Annotated in this window: 20 protein-coding genes, 2 tRNA genes and 1 pseudogene; 21 read left to right on the forward strand and 2 right to left on the reverse strand. The window is 62.6% G+C overall.

Going from position 1 to position 14,319, the window contains the following annotated elements:
* Positions 1–18 precede the first annotated feature (18 nt).
* A complete protein-coding gene (locus NDN16_RS10400; RefSeq protein ID WP_251113554.1) occupies positions 19–789 on the reverse strand; it encodes an SDR family NAD(P)-dependent oxidoreductase in 771 nt (256 codons plus the stop codon).
* Between the two features lie 89 nt (positions 790–878).
* Here NDN16_RS10400 and NDN16_RS10405 point away from each other — a divergent pair, with 89 nt between their 5' ends.
* The 3 genes and pseudogenes from NDN16_RS10405 to NDN16_RS20945 all read left to right on the forward strand — a co-directional run.
* The gene (locus NDN16_RS10405) at positions 879–2,060 is read left to right on the forward strand and encodes an NAD(P)/FAD-dependent oxidoreductase (protein ID WP_353050212.1); all 1,182 of its coding nucleotides are present in this window, start codon (positions 879–881) and stop codon (positions 2,058–2,060) included.
* A 13-nt stretch (positions 2,061–2,073) separates the two neighbouring features.
* The gene (locus NDN16_RS10410; RefSeq protein ID WP_251113556.1) at positions 2,074–2,433 is read left to right on the forward strand and encodes a GntR family transcriptional regulator; all 360 of its coding nucleotides are present in this window, start codon (positions 2,074–2,076) and stop codon (positions 2,431–2,433) included.
* Positions 2,434–2,448: 15 nt separating this feature from the next.
* Positions 2,449–2,673: pseudogene (locus NDN16_RS20945) on the forward strand (FCD domain-containing protein); the annotation flags it as partial.
* Positions 2,674–2,772: 99 nt separating this feature from the next.
* Here the strand turns inward: NDN16_RS20945 and NDN16_RS10420 are convergent.
* Positions 2,773–2,848 (reverse strand) — tRNA-Phe (locus NDN16_RS10420).
* Between the two features lie 166 nt (positions 2,849–3,014).
* On the opposite strand from NDN16_RS10420, the gene NDN16_RS10425 reads away from it, so the two are divergent.
* From NDN16_RS10425 to NDN16_RS10510, 18 genes are all read left to right on the forward strand, one after another.
* A tRNA-Thr gene (locus tag NDN16_RS10425) sits at positions 3,015–3,089 on the forward strand.
* A gap of 91 nt (positions 3,090–3,180) precedes the next feature.
* Positions 3,181–4,755 (forward strand): tyrosine-type recombinase/integrase, encoded by a 1,575-nt coding sequence (locus tag NDN16_RS10430; protein ID WP_251113557.1) that lies wholly within the window; start codon positions 3,181–3,183, stop codon positions 4,753–4,755.
* Between the two features lie 96 nt (positions 4,756–4,851).
* Positions 4,852–6,093 carry a phage portal protein gene (locus tag NDN16_RS10435; protein ID WP_251113558.1) on the forward strand — a complete coding sequence of 414 codons (1,242 nt, stop codon included), beginning with the start codon at positions 4,852–4,854 and terminating at the stop codon, positions 6,091–6,093.
* Positions 6,090–6,410, forward strand: coding sequence for a gene transfer agent family protein (locus tag NDN16_RS10440; RefSeq protein ID WP_251113559.1), 321 nt, complete (start codon positions 6,090–6,092; stop codon positions 6,408–6,410). Before NDN16_RS10435 ends, NDN16_RS10440 begins: the two co-directional genes overlap by 4 nt.
* Entirely contained in the window at positions 6,410–6,868 is a 459-nt protein-coding gene (locus NDN16_RS10445) for a hypothetical protein (RefSeq protein ID WP_251113560.1), read from the forward strand. Before NDN16_RS10440 ends, NDN16_RS10445 begins: the two co-directional genes overlap by 1 nt.
* Entirely contained in the window at positions 6,865–7,371 is a 507-nt protein-coding gene (locus NDN16_RS10450; RefSeq protein ID WP_251113561.1) for an HK97 family phage prohead protease, read from the forward strand. The genes NDN16_RS10445 and NDN16_RS10450 overlap by 4 nt, the downstream gene beginning before the upstream one ends.
* 7 nt (positions 7,372–7,378) lie before the next feature.
* Positions 7,379–8,533 carry a phage major capsid protein gene (locus tag NDN16_RS10455; RefSeq protein ID WP_251113562.1) on the forward strand — a complete coding sequence of 385 codons (1,155 nt, stop codon included), beginning with the start codon at positions 7,379–7,381 and terminating at the stop codon, positions 8,531–8,533.
* A 17-nt stretch (positions 8,534–8,550) separates the two neighbouring features.
* Positions 8,551–9,024, forward strand: a complete 474-nt coding sequence (locus NDN16_RS10460; RefSeq protein ID WP_251113563.1) for a phage tail protein — start codon at positions 8,551–8,553, stop codon at positions 9,022–9,024.
* Between the two features lie 6 nt (positions 9,025–9,030).
* The gene (locus tag NDN16_RS10465) at positions 9,031–9,630 is read left to right on the forward strand and encodes a hypothetical protein (RefSeq protein ID WP_251113564.1); all 600 of its coding nucleotides are present in this window, start codon (positions 9,031–9,033) and stop codon (positions 9,628–9,630) included.
* The gene (locus NDN16_RS10470; RefSeq protein ID WP_251113565.1) at positions 9,620–9,973 is read left to right on the forward strand and encodes an HNH endonuclease; all 354 of its coding nucleotides are present in this window, start codon (positions 9,620–9,622) and stop codon (positions 9,971–9,973) included. The genes NDN16_RS10465 and NDN16_RS10470 overlap by 11 nt, the downstream gene beginning before the upstream one ends.
* Complete coding sequence (locus tag NDN16_RS10475) at positions 9,973–10,329, forward strand: phage tail protein (RefSeq protein ID WP_251113566.1); 357 nt, start codon at positions 9,973–9,975, stop codon at positions 10,327–10,329. Before NDN16_RS10470 ends, NDN16_RS10475 begins: the two co-directional genes overlap by 1 nt.
* Before the next feature lies 1 nt (position 10,330).
* Complete coding sequence (locus NDN16_RS10480) at positions 10,331–10,852, forward strand: hypothetical protein (protein WP_251113567.1); 522 nt, start codon at positions 10,331–10,333, stop codon at positions 10,850–10,852.
* A gap of 54 nt (positions 10,853–10,906) precedes the next feature.
* Positions 10,907–11,185, forward strand: coding sequence for a head-tail connector protein (locus NDN16_RS10485; protein WP_251113568.1), 279 nt, complete (start codon positions 10,907–10,909; stop codon positions 11,183–11,185).
* On the forward strand, positions 11,185–11,604 hold the full coding sequence (locus tag NDN16_RS10490; RefSeq protein WP_251113569.1) for an HK97-gp10 family putative phage morphogenesis protein: 420 nt from the start codon (positions 11,185–11,187) through the stop codon (positions 11,602–11,604). The genes NDN16_RS10485 and NDN16_RS10490 overlap by 1 nt, the downstream gene beginning before the upstream one ends.
* Positions 11,601–12,008, forward strand: coding sequence for a DUF3168 domain-containing protein (locus tag NDN16_RS10495; RefSeq protein WP_251113570.1), 408 nt, complete (start codon positions 11,601–11,603; stop codon positions 12,006–12,008). Before NDN16_RS10490 ends, NDN16_RS10495 begins: the two co-directional genes overlap by 4 nt.
* A complete protein-coding gene (locus NDN16_RS10500) occupies positions 12,005–12,319 on the forward strand; it encodes a phage head closure protein (protein WP_251113571.1) in 315 nt (104 codons plus the stop codon). Before NDN16_RS10495 ends, NDN16_RS10500 begins: the two co-directional genes overlap by 4 nt.
* A gap of 44 nt (positions 12,320–12,363) precedes the next feature.
* Positions 12,364–12,723: a phage terminase small subunit P27 family gene (locus NDN16_RS10505; RefSeq protein ID WP_285292593.1), complete on the forward strand. Its 360-nt coding sequence runs from the start codon at positions 12,364–12,366 to the stop codon at positions 12,721–12,723.
* On the forward strand, positions 12,689–14,317 hold the full coding sequence (locus tag NDN16_RS10510; protein ID WP_251113573.1) for a terminase large subunit: 1,629 nt from the start codon (positions 12,689–12,691) through the stop codon (positions 14,315–14,317). The genes NDN16_RS10505 and NDN16_RS10510 overlap by 35 nt, the downstream gene beginning before the upstream one ends.
* The last annotated feature ends 2 nt before the right edge of the window (positions 14,318–14,319 follow it).

Below are 14,319 nucleotides of genomic sequence, written 5' to 3' on the forward strand. Positions count from 1 at the left end.
CGTTGCGGCTTTCGGCCGTCACTCCGGCATGACGTAGTTCAGGACACGCCGTCCGCCATCGGGATAGATGGTCTCGCCGGTCATGTATGAGGCGTCGTCGCTGGCCAGGAAGGCAACGACCGCCGCGATTTCGTCCGGTGTGCCGTAGCGGCCCAGCGGCGTGCGCGCGATGATCGCCTTGTCCGTCGCCTTGGCCACGAAGTCGCCGCGGATCATCTCCGTGTCGATCGTGCCGGGACCGACGCCGACGACGCGGATGCCGTTGCGTGCAAACGCCACGGCGGCCGTCGAGGTGATCTGGTTCATTCCGCCCTTGCTGATGGCGTAGGTGGCGACGTCCGGGTTGGCGAGCCCGGAATTGATCGACGACATGTTCACGATGACGCCGCCCTTGCCTTGCGCAACCATCTGCCGGGCCGCCGCCTGCGTGCCCCAGAAGGCCCCTTCCAGGTTGACGCCGATCACCTTGCGGAAATCGGCCTCCGTAACGTCGAGGAAGCTCTTCACCTGGGCAATGCCGGCATTGTTGACCATGATGTCCAACTGGCCGAACCGCGCGACCGCCTCCGCCACGAGTGCTTCCACGGCGGCCCTTCGGCTGACGTCCGTAACGACGGTGACGAGCCTGCCATCCCGGTCGAGCTCGCCTGCGGTTTCCGCCAGCCTTTCCGCATCGATATCCGCCAGCACGACGGACGCCCCATCCTGAAGCAGCCGCGCCGCGCAGGCGCGCCCGATCCCGCGCGCAGCGCCCGTTACGATTGCGACCTTGCCCTGAAACTTCGTCATCGCCTGCCTTGCCTTCCGTCGCACAAGTGCCTGTCGACGGAACCATGCCTTATCGCTAGAATGGATACAATATTCAAGAATGAAGGTAGGTGTCCGTGCCGGAAGCTTGCGATGTTCTGATCGTCGGTGGCGGGGTCGTCGGAAGCGCCATCGCGTATTTCCTCACGGCCGTTGAAGGCTTTCATGGCCGGGTCACGGTGGTGGAGCGGGATCCGCTTTATGAACGGTCCTCGTCCTCGCTTTCGGCATCGGCGATCCGTCAGCAATTCGCCTGCCGTGCCAACATCGTCGCATCGCAGTTCGGCATTGATTTCCTGCGGCATGCGGGGGAATTGCTGGCGGTGGACGCGGACATGCCGGACATCGCCCTGCACGAGGCGGGCTACCTGATCCTCGGGGCGGAGGGCGCGCATGACGCGTTTTCGCGGCGCGCCGCGCATCAGGCGTCCTGCGGGGTACGGACGCGGTTGATGGATCCGGCGGCGTTGCGGCAGGCTTTCCCGTGGCTCTCCCTCGACGGGATCGGGGTCGGCTCGCTCGGCATGGATGGCGAAGGGTGGTTCGACGGGCCGGGCCTGCATCTGGCCCTCCGGCGGAAGGCACGCTCCCTTGGCGCGGCCTATACTGCGGGAGATGTCGTCGGCATGAGACGGCAGCACGGCCGCATCGCCGGCGTGAACCTGGCCGATGGCCGCACCATCGACGCGGGGATCGTCGTCGACGCGGCCGGCGCGTGGAGCGGCGCCGTGGCTCGAATGGCGGGGATCGATCTGCCGGTCGCGCCGCGCAAACGCTGTGTCTTCGTGATCGAGAGCCCGGCGCGCCTCGGCAACGCACCCTTCCTGTTCGATCCCAGCGGTTTCTGGATCAGGCCCGAAGGGCAATATTACATCTGCGGCATGCATCCTCCCCTGGAGAATCCACAGGACGACTTTTCGCTCGATGTGGATCACGCGCTGTTCGAGGAACGTCTCTGGCCCGCCCTGGCGCACCGCATTCCCGCATTCGAGGAACTGCGGATGCGGCGTGCCTGGGCGGGACATTATGATTACAATCTCTTCGACCAGAGCGCGGTCATCGGCCCCGTCCCGGACGTGCCCAATCTCATACTGGCCTGCGGATTCAGCGGGCATGGAATGATGCATGCGCCGGCGGCCGGCGCTGCGGTCGCGGACTTGATCCTGTGTGGGCACTACCGGCGGATCGATATGTCCGACTTCGCATTCGGGCGAATTGCAGCCGGACGGCCGGTCGCCGAGCATGTCTATTGACCGTGGAGACGCAATGACCGGAACCGCCATTCGCAAGCAGACGATATCGGGCCGGGTGGCGGACGCCATCCGGCATAAGATTCTGTCCGGCCTGCTTCCGAGCGGCCATGCCTTGCGTCAGGAACATCTGGCGGTCGAGCTCGGCGTCAGCCGGATTCCCGTGCGCGAGGCGCTGCACCAGTTGCATTCCGAGGGACTGGTCGATCTGGTGTCCCACAAGGGGGCGGTGGTGTCGTCGCTGTCGATGGACGACATTCTCGAACTGCACGAATTGCGGGCGCGCGTGGAAACGTGGCTTCTGGAACTGGCGGTGCCCCGCATGGCGGGCGACGACATTGCCCGGGCCGAGAGTGCGCAGGCCAGGTTCGCCTAAGCCGCCGCCGACGGCATCTACGACCTCGATCTCAACTGGCAATTCCATTCGGCGCTCTATGCGCCGGCAGGGCGCCCGGCATCCATCGCGATGATGGCGAAGGTTCACCAGCATATCGAACGACACACCAATCTTCTGGTCAAGGTCGTCGACGAGCGCCGCAACGGAGCGGCGACGGAACATGCGGAGATCGTCGGCCTTTGCAAGGCGGGTGATGCGCAGGGCGCTTCGGCGGCGTTGCAGGCGCATATCCTGAAGGGTGGTCTGGCGCTCGTGGCGCGTCTGCAGGAACTGCGAGGAGAGGGGGGGCCGGTAGTGCCGAGGCGGACGACCGGATGGTGGTGCCTAGGGACGGGATCGAACCGCCGACACTGCGATTTTCAGTCGCATGCTCTACCAACTGAGCTACCTAGGCTTGCCGTGATTTCAGGGTGCGCCGTGCGCCGACCCTTCATCAGGATGGGCGGCTTATAGGTGACGCATATCGGGCTGTCCAGCCCCTTTTGCATGCCCGGAGCATTCTTGGCGACAGCGCCTTGCGCAAGACGCCCGGCTGTGTAATAGAGCCGCCGTCGACAGCGGCTGCGGTAGCTCAGTGGTAGAGCACTCCCTTGGTAAGGGAGAGGTCGAGAGTTCAATCCTCTCTCGCAGCACCATTTCATCCCGTTGAAATCATTGAAACCCTTGACCTGCAAGGGCTTCCGTCCATAACGATGTTACAAAATTCGTTACAAACGGACCCCGTTCATGGCCGGCAAACTGCGCAACCTTCTGAACCGCGACGGGCGATATTTCGCTCGGCTAGTGATCCCGAAGGAACTTCGGCCGTTCATGGATCGCAAGACCGAACTGCGAACGCCGCTCGGCGCTGATTACCGCGATGCAGTGAAGAAGCTGCCAGGAGCCGTTGCGCTGCTTCAACATCAAATCGCCCTCGGCGAGCGCCGCGCCGTCGAGGCCGGCACGAAGCAAGTCACCATTGGCCGCTACCCGCTCGCGCCGGAACAGATCGCGCTTCGCAATTATGAAGCCCGGCTACTATTCGATGAAAAAGTCCGGAATGCTGGATCAATGTGGCCGTCGGTCAGCGTGGACGACCTGCTCGTTGAAAAGCTGCGCGCTGGAATTGCGGGACGACTGTCGGACGCAGAACTTCAGGAAATTGTCGGCGCACGTGTTGAGCACTTCCGCCGTATTGGCAACACTAACGCCGAGTTCGGAAGTGAAGAATGGCGGATCGTCGCCCGCGCGATCTGCATATCGGACTATGAAGCTCTGTCCCGCGTGGCAGAACGCGACGAAGGTGACTTCACCGGGCAGATCGAGCACCCCATGCTAAAGGACTTACAGCCGATCCCGGAAGAGAAGCCGCCCGTATCCCTGAAGAAGCTCTTCGCCGACTACATCGCCAGCCGCGTAGCTATTGGCAAAGGCAAGGGCGCAGAGAAGCGTTGGACGCCTGTTTTCGAGAACCTTCGGAAGTTCGTAAAGCATGACGACGCGCGCCGCTTGACCAAACAGAACCTTCAGGACTGGCGTGACGGTTTACTCAAAACGCACGCAGCGAAGACGGTAGGCGACGTGTATCTCGCGTCCGTTCGCACTGTGTTGAAATGGGCAGTGGAGAACGACCGGCTCGAAGAGAACGTTGCCGAGAAGGTGCGGCAGCAAGTTCCAAAGAAGCAGTTGGACCGGGAACAGGGATACACTGACGCGGAAGCGCTTGTGATCCTCAAGGCCGCGCGGGACTATCGCCCTGTCGCTTCCGACAATATCGCCACGAGCGAGCTTCCACAAACGACAGCCGCGAAACGTTGGGCACCGATCCTTTGCGCCTTTACCGGTGCGCGCATTGGGGAGCTTATGCAGCTTCGCAAGCAGGACTTCCGCAAGGAAGGGGAAACACACGTAATGCGAATCCGCCCATCGGCCGGCACGTTGAAAGCGGGTAGCTACCGTGATGTGCCATTGCACCAGCAGCTTATAGAGTCGGGCTTCCTTGAGTTCGTGCACACCTCACCAACCGACGCGCTCTTCTATCGCGCATCGAAGGGGCGCGCAGCGACCAGCGGCGCGAAGGCGACTGCCGGACGAGTTAGCGTTTGGCTTCAAGGTCTCGGCGTTGTGCCTGAAGGTGTAAGCCCTAGTCACGGATGGCGGCACCGCTTCAAGACAGTCGGGCGCGAGGAAGGAATATCCGACCGGACGTTGGATGCAATTCAAGGTCACGCCTCGAAGACTGCCGGCGACAGCTACGGCGATGTGACTGTGAAGGCACGAAAAGCAGCTATTGATAAGCTGCCGAGCTATCCACTCAAATAGTCTGTAAAAATTCTCGCATCATTCATACGATTTATGTTGCATCGCCGATTCGCAGTATGGGACAATATTGTCAAGATCAAATCTTGACGATGGCAAATGGCTTCCACTCGCATCAAAGACGCAATCCGCGCCCTGTTCTCGTCTATTGAGACGAAGAGCGCAGACGTGCCGTTCAATGCGTGGGGATTGGAAGCATTCCTAACGCCTAACACCGTCTCTGGACACGTTATCACGCCAGAAGTTGCGATGCGTGTCCCGGCCGTGCTTGCGGCCGTTTCACTTTTGTCTTCAACGCTCGGCACAATGCCGGCGAAGTTGCATCGCAAGCATGACGGACAGAAGGCCGTCGCCAACGATCACCCTGCGCACGCACTCATTCATCGGGAGGCCAACGAATGGACTAGCGCAGGCGAGCTACGTGCCTTGCTGACGCAGGACGCGCTCTTGCATGGCAATGGCTACGCCCTTGCCAATCGCGCCAATGCACGCGTTGTTGAGTTCATCCGGCTCGAGCCTACGTCCATACAGGTCCGCACCGATGATTACGGCGCACCGCTCTATGTCCATACGGCGACGGGCGGGCAGACAATCTACAACCACACCGAAGTTCTTCATCTTCGCTCGCGCACGTCCCTCGACGGCTTGTCCGGCGTAGCTCCTATTCGTTTGTGCCGTGAGGCCATCGGCCTTGCGTTGACGATGGAAGAACATGCGTCCCGCCTCTTCGCGGATGGTGCACGCCCCTCGGCTGTTTTGAAGCTTCCGGCCACAAATGGGCGTCCCGGCGAGGACGCAGCCAAGACGCAACGGAACATCATTGAGCGCGCCCGCGCTGGCCTCGCTGGCCTACAGAATGGCGGCAAGCTCGGCGTGCTATTCGATGGGGCCGACCTAGCGACCTTCGCTTTCTCGTCCGTGGACGCGCAGTTCCTCGAACTTCGCCGCTTCGCGATTGACGAGATCGCCCGTGCCTTCCGCATCCCGCCCACGATGCTCTTCGAGCTTGAGCGCGGAACGTGGAGCAACACCGAACAGATGGGGCAGCAGTTCCTTCAACTCACGCTCCTGCCGTGGATCGAAGCATGGCAGGACGCCTATGCCCGCGTGCTCCTGACACGCGAGGAACGCGCCTCCTACGGCGTTGAATTCATCGTTGAAGACCTCCTGCGCGCCGACACGGCCGCGCGATACGAGGCCTACAGCAAGGCCATCGCTTCCCGGTTCATGAATCCGAACGAGGCGCGCGCCCTCGAAAACCTGCCTTCATACGCAGGCGGCGACGAGTTCCTCAATCCGAACACGACCGCCGCGACCGTCCCGGCAAACGAAGCCGCATGACCATATCGCACACTCAATTCTTCGGCGATCAGGAGCGCACGTTCATGCTCGCCGTTCCGCAGATCGTAGAGCTTGAGCGCCAGACCGGAACCGGCGTCGGCGCGCTCGCGCAGCGCATCATGCGCCGCGAGTTCGCGCTCAACGAGCTTCACCAGATCATTCGCCTCGGCCTTATCGGCGGCGGCACCGATCCCAAGGAGGCCACCGACCTGATGGCGGCTTACGTCTATCCCCGTCCAATCGAAGAGGCGCAGCTTATCGCAATCAACGTCATTTCCGCCGCCTACTTCGGCACACCGAATGAGGGCGCTGCCTGATGCCTGTAGAGACCTTCAATATTTACGGCCAGCGAAAGGCCATCTCGCAGTTCGTGCTCGGCCCGAATGGGCGTCCAATTGATCGGGACGCGAATGGCGTTCCCGTTCCCACGCAATTCGTCTCCGAACCGATCCGCCTCGCCGGCCGCATCGCGCTTCAAGTTGCGCCGGTCATGCGCTTCCTGCCGATCGACGCCCGGCTTTGGCTGGAGCGCTGTGTTGCTCCACCCCGTGAATCCGACACGGTCATGGATTGGGCCGAAGCTACAAGCGAGGCGTTCGGCGGGTTCGATATCCAGATTCAGTCCTGGCAGGAAATCAATGCCACGAACGGCTGGATCACCAGTGCGCCCAGGCTCCGGCATTACGATGAGCCGGCCGCAGCGTGGTTCCGCGTTGTCGGCCTCTTCAAGCAGGATAACAGCGTCCACGTCTCATTGTCTGGGGGCGCGGTTTGAACCTCATCGAGACAAAGGCCGAAATTACGTCCACCGAGACCGGCGAGATTTCTGGCCTCGCTTGGCCGTTCGGCACGCCCGACCGTGCCGGCGACATGATCCAGAAAGGCGCTTTTTCTAGTGCTTCTCTCCCGCTCCCGATGCTGTCCCGACATGATCCGGCCGCCCCTGTCGGCGTCTGGACCGGCGTCGAGGAAACTGACGAGGGCCTCATCCTCAAGGGCCGGCTTTTACTGGACGAGGTAGCAGGCGCGCGCGAGACGCTCGCGCTCGTGAAGGCCGGCGTTATGCGCGGCCTGTCCATTGGCTTCCGCACCTTGGCGACAGGCACCCCGACCCGTGGCCGTCGCCTGATCACGAAAGCCGAACTTGTCGAGTGCTCGTTCGTCACCGTGCCGAGCCATCCCGGCGCAAAAGTCCTTTCGACCAAAGACGGAACGCGGGCTCTTGCGCTCGCAGACGCAATCAACCGGGCGACCCTAGCCCTCTCACCCAAGAAGTAAGGAACCTATGAACCTCGACCACTCGGCGTTTGCGAACGCCATCGAACTGAAGAGCGACGACGCCGACGCAAACGATATCGTGACGAAGGCGCTCGCCGACCTGACCACGACCATGGAAGCGCGCCTCGCCGCCATCGAGACGAAGGCCGCTGAACCCGCCTCCCGCCTCGACCGTTTGGAAGCTAAGCTGAACCGCCCGGCCATCCATACGAAGAGCGAAGAGGCACCCATCGAACAGAAGGCCTATGAGGGATACATCCGTCATGGCCTTCAGCAGATGACGGATATCGAGACGAAGGCGCTCGTGCTCGCGAACGACTCGCAGGGCGGATACCTGGCCCCGGAAGCCCTCGCCAGCGAGATCCTTAAATCGCTTGTCGAATATTCGCCGATCCGCTCCTACGCCACGGTCACGACCATCGGCGCGGAATCAATCAAGCTCCCTCGCAAGACCGGCACCACGCAGGCCGTATGGGTAGAAGAGATCGAAGAGCGCACCGAGTCGCAGCCTTCCTTCGGCCAGATGAGTATCAAGCCGTGGGAACTTGCGACGTTCACCGATATGTCTGTCCAGCTTTTGGAGGACAACGCCTATAACCTGATGGGCGAGCTGGCCGAAGACTTCGCCGAGAACTTCGGCAAGACGGAAGGGCTGGCATTCGTCAAAGGCACGGGCGTATCGCAGCCGACCGGCCTGATGACGGCTCAAGGCATCGCCGAGCTTAACTCCGGCCATGCCTCCGGCTTCCCCTCGACCGACCCCTCTGACGTGCTCATCACCATGTATCACGCCCTGCCGACCGCGCACGCACAGCGCGCGTGCTGGCTGATGAATCGCATGACGCTCGGCGAAATCCGCAAGTGGAAGGACGGCAACGGCCGTTACCTCATTGTGGACCCGATCAGCGAAGGCGCGCCGATGACCCTTCTCGGCCGGCCCATCGTTGAAGCCGTGGACATGGATAACATCGGCGCGGGCAATTTCCCGATCCTCTTCGGCGACCTCAAGGGTTTCCGGATCGTGGATCGCGTCGGCTTTTCGACCATGCGCGACCCCTACACCCTTGCGACCCGTGGACAGGTCCGCGTCCACGCCCGCAAGCGTGTCGGCGCTGACGTGACCCACCCGGATCGCTTCATCAAGCTGCGCGTCGCGGCATAACGGGAGAACAAAGCACCATGGCAAACTTTTCCCAGAGCACCGGCACGAAGGTTTATGTCGCTGGCGAGTCATCCGCATCCACCCTCGCCGAGTTCGAGACCCTGACGTGGACCGAAATCGGCGGCATTACGTCCATCGGCTCGTTCGGCGATGAACGCGAAGAAATCACCGTCGATATGTTCGGGGCCGGTCGGCGCATCAAGCGCCCCGGCGTCCGCGATGCTGGCACGTTGGAATTGGAAGTCGCTCGTGACGCGCTGGATGTAGGCCAGCAGCTTTTGCGCGACGGCTTCAATGGCGGGCGCACGCACGCCGTTCGGGTTGTGTTGGACGACCGACCCGCAGGTGGCGGCACGCCGACGAGCGTCTACTGCCTCGGCGTCATCCTGTCTGCCCGCATCGGTATCGACGGGCCGAACGATATCGTGAAGCAGACCTTCAACGTCTCGCTCACCGACGCGCCGCTCGAAGTCCCGGCAGAGGCGGCATAACGAACGATGACGCGGCTCGCATGGGAAGCCGGGGCACTCCAGCCCGGCGCTGAATCTTTACTCCCGACCATGCGGGCCGCGCTTCGGCTGGCGCGAGACTATGACGATTTCGCCCCTCTGTTCCGAGCCATTGCAGAGGGTTCCGTCACCGTCATCAGTCGCGTCATGAGGGAGTGCGCAATCAGTCCGGGCGCACTCCCTCTCTTTCCCGATCCCGATAAAAGCCTCGCCGTGACCCTAAGTGAGCACCAGCCGCTCGCTTTCGAGCTTCTCGCCGGCCTACTCGGCGTTGACACGAACGAACAGCCGGAAAGCAGCCGGCCGGCATCCAAGCACGCCAAACCAACGCGCCTCATCGAGCACTACGAATACCTTTTCGGCTTTGCGACCGGCATCCTGAAATGGACACCGGCTCAGACCTACGCGGCCACTCCCGGCGAGATAATCGCCGCGTTCGAGTTCCGGCAGAAGGCATACGCATCAAAGGACGACAAAGACGCCGCCAAGGACGCGCACGCGAAGCTCACCCTCAATCAGCAGGCAATAAAGGCATTCGCCGGCCTTGGTGCTCGCGTCGTCAAAAGGACGAAGCCCGATGCCGAGTAAGCCGCTCCGCATCTGTGCCTGTGGCAAGCGCGTCCCGGCTACACAGCGCTGCGAATGCCAGATCAACCGCGAGCGCGAGCGCAAGGCGCGCCATGATGCCAACCGTCCGACCGCCTCGCAGCGCGGCTACGGCACGAAGTGGCGCGCTGCCCGCGTCACGTTCCTCGAACAGCACCCGACCTGTGCCAGATGCGGTGCGCCTGCGACCATCGTGGACCACATCATTCCCCATCGTGGCGACCTGACGAAGCGCGGCCTCTTCTGGAACCGGCGCAACTGGCAACCCCTGTGCAAGCCCTGTCACGACCGCGCGAAGCAATCCGAAGAGAAGAGCGCCAGCTAATGCCCTTGCAGACCTTCAACCCGCCGCTCGCCCCTGTCGTCGGCTCATCCGTTCGTAACGAGATGAAGCTTCGGCGCACCGAGTTCGGCGACGGCTACACGCAGATCACCCGCGACGGCATGAACCATCATCGCGTCACCCCGTCGCTTCGCTGGGAATTGCTCGACCCCGAACAGCTTGTCGCCATTGACGACTTCCTCAAGCACCACGGCGGCGACACCCCGTTCTACTACACGCTGCCCGGCCAGACGACGCCCACGAAGTTCACCTGCGAAGAGTGGACATGGACTGGCATGAGCGCCGGCTACGCCTCCCTCGACGCCACGTTCAAACAGTCCTTCAGCTTGCAGGTATGACATGACCTACGAAGAAGCCCGTCAGATTGACGTTGAAGAGTTCGCGACGGAAAGCCGCGACCTGATGCGCCGTGCCCTCGCTTACGCGGCTGAAAAGCGTGCCGAAGAGGTAGCGAGGTTCACCAGTGCCAAACCGGCACCATCCGCGCAGTTCAACAGGCAGGGCATCGGCACGTCTGTCTATGAGCTGGACGGCAAGCACATGTCACTGCCCGAATGGTGCGCTCATTATGAGATCGATATCGCCGACGTGCGTCGTCGCCTCAAAGCTGGATGGACCTTGGATGCCGCTCTCAAAACCCGCAAGGGCACTGCGCGCGCCGCCAAGCTTTACGATCTCGACGGAGTAGAGAAGCCGATTGCCGCTTGGGCCTTGGAGCACGGCATTAGCTTACCGACCGTTATGAGCCGCCTCTACACAGATTGGACGCTGAAGCAGGCGCTCGGCATCGCACCGCGCGAACGTAAGCAGCGGACGCCGAAAGTGACCCCGGGGCGGGTCCGAACTTCTCTAGATGACTAAGGGACCGGCGGGGGTTCCGCCGCGCAAGATTTCTCGCAAATGGGATTTTTTTGAATGACCGTCTCGACGGATGAACTGAAACAGCACCTCGCCATCGAAGGCGACGAAGACGATGCCATGCTGACGGCCATCATTGGCGAAGCCATGTCATGGATCGAGAACTACACGGGCCTCGAATCGTTACCGGTCGAAGAAACGCCGCCCGCACTCAACCGAGCCGTGAAGACTCTCGCCGCACACTTCTATCAGCAGCGCGGCGATAGCTTCGAACCCCTGTCGATCCCGGCAGACGTGTTCGGCCTGTGTGCACCCTATAAAGAGTTCGCGTTCTGATGGCGCGCTCCCGGCAGGTCGACAAGCTTTTTCGACGCCTCAACCGCATTCCTGAGCGCGTCCGCGAGGCAGCTCAGCCGGCCGTCAATAAAGGCGCGCAGGACATGGCCGGCACCATGCGCCATCTCGCGCCCGTGGACGAAGGCGACCTGCGCGACAGCGTGACCGTCACCCCGGCCGGCCAGACGACCCCGCCTTACTCGCAGCCGGGCGGCTCAATCCTCGTTCCCGATGGCGCGGCTGTCGTGACCGCGGGCAACAGCGACGTGCGCTATCCGCACCTTCTGGAATACGGCACCAGCGACACGCAAGCGCAGCCGTTCTTCTGGCCGGCCGTCCGGCTCAATCGCAAGCGCGCCGAGAACCGCATCAAACGCGCCATGGCGAAGAGCGTCCGTGAGACGTGGGGCGGAAAATGAGTGAACCAACCCTCGCACTTCAAAAGGCCATCGGCGACCGCCTTGCATCCTCGCCCGCCGTCACTGCACTTGTCCCGGCCGACCGCATCGTGGATGCACCCGTGCGCCGCGACGACTTCCCGGCCATTGTCTTCGGCAACGCCCAGGCCGTAGCAGCGGACCTCACGTTCTCCCGGCAGCACGCCCGCGTGTTCCTCGACCTTCACGTTTGGACAACTAAGGACGCGCACGTCGAGGCGAAGCAGATCGTCGGCGCGATGACGGCAGCCCTGCGCGCCCGCCCTTCAATCGAGGATTTTGACCTTGTGGACTATCAGCAGATTGGCGCTCGTTTTCTCCGTGACCCTGACGGCGTGGGCCATGCCGTTGTGAGCGTCGAGGCGCTCATGGGATGGCGCACATGATCGTATCGAGCCGCCTCAACCATCGCATAGTCATCGAGCGCCAGCGTGAAACCGTTGACCAGTATCGCCAGCGCGTCACCACCTGGACCGAAGTTGCCAGCGTGCGCGCCGAGATCGTGACGGCCAGCCTCACCGAACTGACGAAACCCTTCGGCGAGGAAGATCGCAGCGCAGTCGTGTTTCGCGTCCGGCACCGTGGCGATATCTTGACCGCCGACCGCATCCAGCACGCCGGCCGGCTCTACAATATCCGTGAGCTTGTCGAGCTTGAGCGCAGGCGCGGCCTCGAACTTCGCTGCGAGGCGACATGAAGGGGCGCAGGCCAAACGAAATCGCGGCAGACACGGCAACTTTGATGAACACGCCAAAGCCGCCCGCATGGCTGTCGAAAGACTCGAAAGCGGAATGGCGTCGTGTCGCCCCTATCCTTGTCGAGCGGGCTGTGCTGACCGAAGCCGACCTCGGCATTCTGGAATCCTATGTTGTGGCGATTGCCCGCGTCCGCGAGGCAGAGCGCACCATAGCCAGCGACGGCGCGACGATCACGAATGCCAAGGGCGAGTTCAAGCGCCACCCGGCCGTCACCTCTCAGGATGCCGCAATCAAGACCGCGCGCCTGTGCGCCAACGAGCTTGGCCTGACGCCCGTCAGCCGTTCCCGCCCTTCCATTCGAGCGACCAGTGACGAAGACGACCTATCCCCACTGGATATCTGACGGCTCGGCAATCCCCGACCCACTCGGCCATGGCGAGCGCGCCGTGCGGTTTCTGCGTGCCCTCAAGCACCCGAAGAGCACGCTTCCCCGGCGTGCCTTCACGCTCGACCCGTGGCAGGAGCGTATCGTCCGGCGCATCTACGGCCCACGCCATCCGAACGGCGACCGCATCGTCAAGACGGTTGTGCTGTTGCTGCCGCGCGGGAACCGCAAAACCAGCCTCTCGGCCGCGCTCGCTCTTCTCCATACCATCGGCCCGGAACACCGTCCGAACGGCGAGGCAATCTTTGCGGCCAGCGACCGCACGCAGGCAGGCATCGGCTTTCGTGAGGCGGCCGGCATCATCGAACAGGACAGGCGTCTCATCGCGGCGACCCGCACCTATGACGCGCACAACTCGGCGAAAAAGATCGTCTACGAGAAAGACGGCGCGTTCCTCGAAGTCGTGTCGAGCGACGGCAAAAAGCAGCACGGGCGCACCCCTGATTTCGTGCTTGCCGACGAAATCCACGTCTGGCGCGGCGAAGAGCTATGGGAAGCGCTCACGACCGGTCTAGAGAAGTCCGACAACGGCTTGCTCGTCATCGCCACGACCGCAGGGCGTGGGCAGGAGAACATGGCGTGGCGCACGATTGAGGATGCCCGCAAGGTTGCACGCGGCGAGGTAGACGACCCGTCCATTCTGCCCGTGCTCTTCGAGGCCGACGCGAAAGCCGATTGGCTGGACGAAACAGTCTGGCACGCGGTCAATCCCGGCTTGCAGCATGGCTATCCCTCGCTCGACGGCTTCCGGCGCCATGCCAATCGTGCAGAACGCAGTGCTGTGGAGCGTGAATCCTTCCGTCAGTTGAAGCTCAATATCTGGCTCGACCAGTCCACCAGCCCGTTTGTGGACATGGCTGTCTACGACGAAGGCGCTGGCGAGATCGATCTTGAATCTCTTCACGGATTGCCCGCGTGGATCGGCGTAGACATGAGCGCCACGACCGACCTGACGGCGGTCGTGGCCTGCGTCCGCGACGATGAGCGCTACATCCTTCTGCCGAAGTTCTTCCTACCCGGTGACGACCTGCGCGCCCGTGGCGACCGTGACGGCGTTCCCTATGTCGCATGGGCCGAACAGGGGCACGTCACGCCGACGCCCGGCAACGCCATTGATTACCGCGCCGTCGAGGCTGGCATCCGCGAGTTCTGCGACTTGTTCGACGTGCGCGAGATCGCGTTCGATATCGCCTACAGCCAACCCGTCGCCGGTCCGCTCGGCGACGAGGGCTATCCCGTTACGACCCTTCGCCAAGGATGGGTTACGCAGTCGCCCGCCCTCAACGAGCTTGAGCGCGTGATTGTCGAGCGCAAGCTTGTCCACGGCGGACACCCGGCGCTGCGTTGGTGCTTCGGCAATGTAGCCATCCACACCGACAGCGCCGGCAACCGCACCATGCACAAGGGCAAATCACACGGCGACAAAAACCGCCGTATCGACGGCGCGGTCGCGTCGTGGATGGCAGTCTCCCGTGCTGCCGCCGACGAACCCGCCCCGCTTTCCATCTATGCGTCCGACGATTTCGACCCGGCGCTTTGCACGATCTTTTAGGA

The organism is Aureimonas altamirensis, from assembly GCF_023702225.1.
GTDB classification, from domain to species: domain Bacteria; phylum Pseudomonadota; class Alphaproteobacteria; order Rhizobiales; family Rhizobiaceae; genus Aureimonas; species Aureimonas altamirensis_B.

Excerpts from the sequence above, each read along its gene's own strand:
- NDN16_RS10410 (WP_251113556.1), top strand. The coding sequence starts at position 2,074 with ATGACCGGAACCGCCATTCGCAAGCAGACGATATCGGGCCGGGTGGCG.
- NDN16_RS10460 (WP_251113563.1), top strand. The coding sequence starts at position 8,551 with ATGGCAAACTTTTCCCAGAGCACCGGCACGAAGGTTTATGTCGCTGGC.
- NDN16_RS10430 (WP_251113557.1), top strand. The coding sequence starts at position 3,181 with ATGGCCGGCAAACTGCGCAACCTTCTGAACCGCGACGGGCGATATTTC.
- NDN16_RS10485 (WP_251113568.1), top strand. The coding sequence starts at position 10,907 with ATGACCGTCTCGACGGATGAACTGAAACAGCACCTCGCCATCGAAGGC.
- NDN16_RS10400 (WP_251113554.1), bottom strand. The coding sequence starts at position 789 with ATGACGAAGTTTCAGGGCAAGGTCGCAATCGTAACGGGCGCTGCGCGC.
- NDN16_RS10490 (WP_251113569.1), top strand. The coding sequence starts at position 11,185 with ATGGCGCGCTCCCGGCAGGTCGACAAGCTTTTTCGACGCCTCAACCGC.
- NDN16_RS10480 (WP_251113567.1), top strand. The coding sequence starts at position 10,331 with ATGACCTACGAAGAAGCCCGTCAGATTGACGTTGAAGAGTTCGCGACG.
- NDN16_RS10475 (WP_251113566.1), top strand. The coding sequence starts at position 9,973 with ATGCCCTTGCAGACCTTCAACCCGCCGCTCGCCCCTGTCGTCGGCTCA.
- NDN16_RS10455 (WP_251113562.1), top strand. The coding sequence starts at position 7,379 with ATGAACCTCGACCACTCGGCGTTTGCGAACGCCATCGAACTGAAGAGC.
- NDN16_RS10445 (WP_251113560.1), top strand. The coding sequence starts at position 6,410 with ATGCCTGTAGAGACCTTCAATATTTACGGCCAGCGAAAGGCCATCTCG.
- NDN16_RS10500 (WP_251113571.1), top strand. The coding sequence starts at position 12,005 with ATGATCGTATCGAGCCGCCTCAACCATCGCATAGTCATCGAGCGCCAG.
- NDN16_RS10495 (WP_251113570.1), top strand. The coding sequence starts at position 11,601 with ATGAGTGAACCAACCCTCGCACTTCAAAAGGCCATCGGCGACCGCCTT.
- NDN16_RS10505 (WP_285292593.1), top strand. The coding sequence starts at position 12,364 with ATGAACACGCCAAAGCCGCCCGCATGGCTGTCGAAAGACTCGAAAGCG.
- NDN16_RS10465 (WP_251113564.1), top strand. The coding sequence starts at position 9,031 with ATGACGCGGCTCGCATGGGAAGCCGGGGCACTCCAGCCCGGCGCTGAA.
- NDN16_RS10435 (WP_251113558.1), top strand. The coding sequence starts at position 4,852 with ATGGCTTCCACTCGCATCAAAGACGCAATCCGCGCCCTGTTCTCGTCT.
- NDN16_RS10440 (WP_251113559.1), top strand. The coding sequence starts at position 6,090 with ATGACCATATCGCACACTCAATTCTTCGGCGATCAGGAGCGCACGTTC.
- NDN16_RS10470 (WP_251113565.1), top strand. The coding sequence starts at position 9,620 with ATGCCGAGTAAGCCGCTCCGCATCTGTGCCTGTGGCAAGCGCGTCCCG.